Source organism: Nitrosomonas sp. Nm33 (assembly GCF_900107265.1).
Lineage (GTDB): Bacteria > Pseudomonadota > Gammaproteobacteria > Burkholderiales > Nitrosomonadaceae > Nitrosomonas.
The window spans coordinates 1-2,485 of record NZ_FNPJ01000144.1 but is presented as its reverse complement, the minus strand read 5'-3'; the positions used below and the strand labels follow the sequence as shown (position 1 = coordinate 2,485).

Genomic DNA, 2,485 nt, shown 5'->3' with positions numbered 1-2,485 from the left:
TAGGTTACCTATCGCCAGCAGAATTTACACAGCGATACTATGCAAATCAACTCGCAGCTTAATCATATGGACTCCATATTTGACAACACATATCAATATTTTCAGAACTTTGACCGGATAATAAATGGCCATTATTTGCCTTCTTAGCAGATTCTTCTATGCGATCTGCTATGTTTTTAGCATTTGGTCCATTTTTTGTTTTATATTTTTGAGCTGTTTCGGCATATAGTTCAACCAGAAAAGTGAAGGTGGTATATAAATTGTTTGCTACTGTTGGACTCAATTTTCCTTTTTCATCATTTTCTTCCTGAGATTCGCCCGATTGGCTATCAGCAGATGATTTGAGATCAAAGTTGGATAAATCTTGATTTTCTGATTTGACCCGATCCCACCACTGCTTAATGCTGATTTGAGTGTAATAGGGCTCAAATATATTATCCAACGGATAGATTGTTATCGCAGATTCTTCACCCTTAGCGATCTCATCTTCAAAATAACACGTACATCTTCTTGCCTTGACTATTAGTTCCTTCCATTGATCGGCTTTTGCAAGTTTTTCAGCCAAGATTTCATCTGATGAATTTTGAAGTTTAGCCCATTTATATTCAGTTACTAAATTATCGTATTCACCTTGGAGATACTCTTCCAAATCGAAGGCAGGAATTGCATCTATTTCTTCAGGAGTGGCATCATCTTCAGGCCTAATGTAAACGTCGCCTAAGCTGTAAGAATTTCTAGCGTTGTTTACAGTATTCTGGAGAATACTGTAAATGAACATGCACAAACATATAAGACTTACGCCACTTGACCGTCAGGAGCTGTGGCAGCTCTACCAAACTGGCTGCTGGAAAGTGTCCCAACTTGCCGAACGCTTTCGAGTCTCAAGGCCTACGGTCTACGCCGTTCTCAAACGGGCAAGGCTCAAGGAGTTTGTTCCCCGCGACAGTACCAATCAACGTTTTAAAACAATCCAATACGGTCTCAAACGCTTAGCCAAAGTCGAGCAGTCCATCCAGGAGCGCTTGAAACGCGAGGCAAAGCGTTATAACAAGTCTTATCCCGGCGAACTCGTGCATTTCGATACTAAACGCTTACCTTTGCTCAAAGGCCAATCACCTACCCAACCCAGGGAATACCTGTTTGTCGCAATTGACGACTTCTCTCGAGAACTCTATGCAGCCATCTTGCCCGATAAAACCCGGAATAGCGCCGCCTGGTTCCTCACCGAAACCGTCATCGCCCAATGCCCTTACCAGATTGATTATGCTTATTCTGATAATGGCAAAGAATATAAAGGCACTGACAGTCATGCTTTTGTTAAAATCTGCAAAGCGCACGGCATCGGCCAGAAATTCACTCAAGTCAATCGACCCCAAACCAACGGCAAAGCTGAACGTGTTATCCGCACCTTGATGCAGATGTGGCATGACAAGACCAACTTTAAAGACTCCATCGACCGGCAAATTCAACTCGGCCGCTTTATTAACTTTTATAACACTGTCAAACCACATAAAAGTTTGAATAACTCAACTCCTTATGAAATACTCCAACATTATTTCAATCAACCTCTCTGTAAACAACCCTGAGATTTCTTACACCTAAGCCAATTAACCACGCTATAACCTCGTCCTTCGTGTAAATTGTTTTAAAATTTATAATCGAGTAATCCATATATGACTATTTATTGTATAGAGAACTTTGATTGCTGAATCTGGGCAGATTTATATATTAATCATCTTTTTAACCAAATGATTGATGGAGTATCGGTTGATTTGCTATCTTCCTTCCCGATTATATCCGCTGGCGACCCATCCACAAAAATGACGCCTCACCGCAGCTTTGAATGTTGGCATGGGTTTTTAGGTTGCAGCATCGATGTAGCAATGAGGCGTGTGCATCTACTGCGGAGTATGCGCCCGTAAAAAGGAGGAGAAGGCGGTGAAAGGTGGTGAATTCCCGGTGTGCCAAGAACCATGCGGGGTATCATTTTCCGTTATTTTTACCACCTTCACCACCTTTTCCACCTTACACCCGTCACATATGAAAAAATGCAGCGACGGGATGCGAACTGCATGTGGGCCGCGAGAAAAACTCTCGACATTTCCGCCCGGTCTGCCAGGGAAAAGCGGAAAAGGTGGTGAAATTGGTGGAGTGCCATGCGGGGCAAGGATTTCCGCATACCCCCTTTTTCTCCCCCTTTTCCGCCCATACCCGGCATTTGACCCGGCGCCATACCGCTACAGAATCCCAGAGACCTTTGCAAAAGTCCCTATTTTCTGAGGGAAGTCTGTAATTTCATATTTTTCATAAAGAACTGGACAATATTTTTGCGAATCACTTCTAATTCTTCCTGGAAATGATCGCTTTAGCGCATTTTATTTGTTCAAAAAGCACATTTCTCCTGTGAGAGTCGTGAAAATAGGCTATCGACATACAATTTTGGTAGTCTTTTCAGGTTGTATGCCATGGCTTGCAAAATATGCCA

At 42.5% G+C, this 2,485-nt stretch carries 3 protein-coding genes; 1 reads left to right on the top strand and 2 read right to left on the bottom strand.

The window, feature by feature from the left end; translation table 11 throughout:
* Window positions 1-58: 58 nt before the first annotated feature.
* Entirely contained in the window at window positions 59-778 is a 720-nt protein-coding gene (locus BLV54_RS15035) for a hypothetical protein (protein WP_143032554.1), read from the bottom strand.
* Between BLV54_RS15035 and BLV54_RS15030 the strand changes: the two genes are divergently transcribed.
* Window positions 771-1,586, top strand: coding sequence for an integrase core domain-containing protein (locus BLV54_RS15030; RefSeq protein ID WP_090572389.1), 816 nt, complete (start codon window positions 771-773; stop codon window positions 1,584-1,586). The two genes, BLV54_RS15035 and BLV54_RS15030, sit on opposite strands and share 8 nt — an antisense overlap.
* 422 nt (window positions 1,587-2,008) lie before the next feature.
* Here BLV54_RS15030 and BLV54_RS15025 read toward each other — a convergent pair whose 3' ends face one another.
* Window positions 2,009-2,233, bottom strand: coding sequence for a hypothetical protein (locus BLV54_RS15025; RefSeq protein ID WP_090572388.1), 225 nt, complete (start codon window positions 2,231-2,233; stop codon window positions 2,009-2,011).
* Window positions 2,234-2,485: the final 252 nt, after the last annotated feature.

Excerpts from the sequence above, each read along its gene's own strand:
- BLV54_RS15030 (WP_090572389.1), top strand. The coding sequence starts at position 771 with ATGAACATGCACAAACATATAAGACTTACGCCACTTGACCGTCAGGAG.
- BLV54_RS15035 (WP_143032554.1), bottom strand. The coding sequence starts at position 778 with ATGTTCATTTACAGTATTCTCCAGAATACTGTAAACAACGCTAGAAAT.
- BLV54_RS15025 (WP_090572388.1), bottom strand. The coding sequence starts at position 2,233 with ATGGCGCCGGGTCAAATGCCGGGTATGGGCGGAAAAGGGGGAGAAAAA.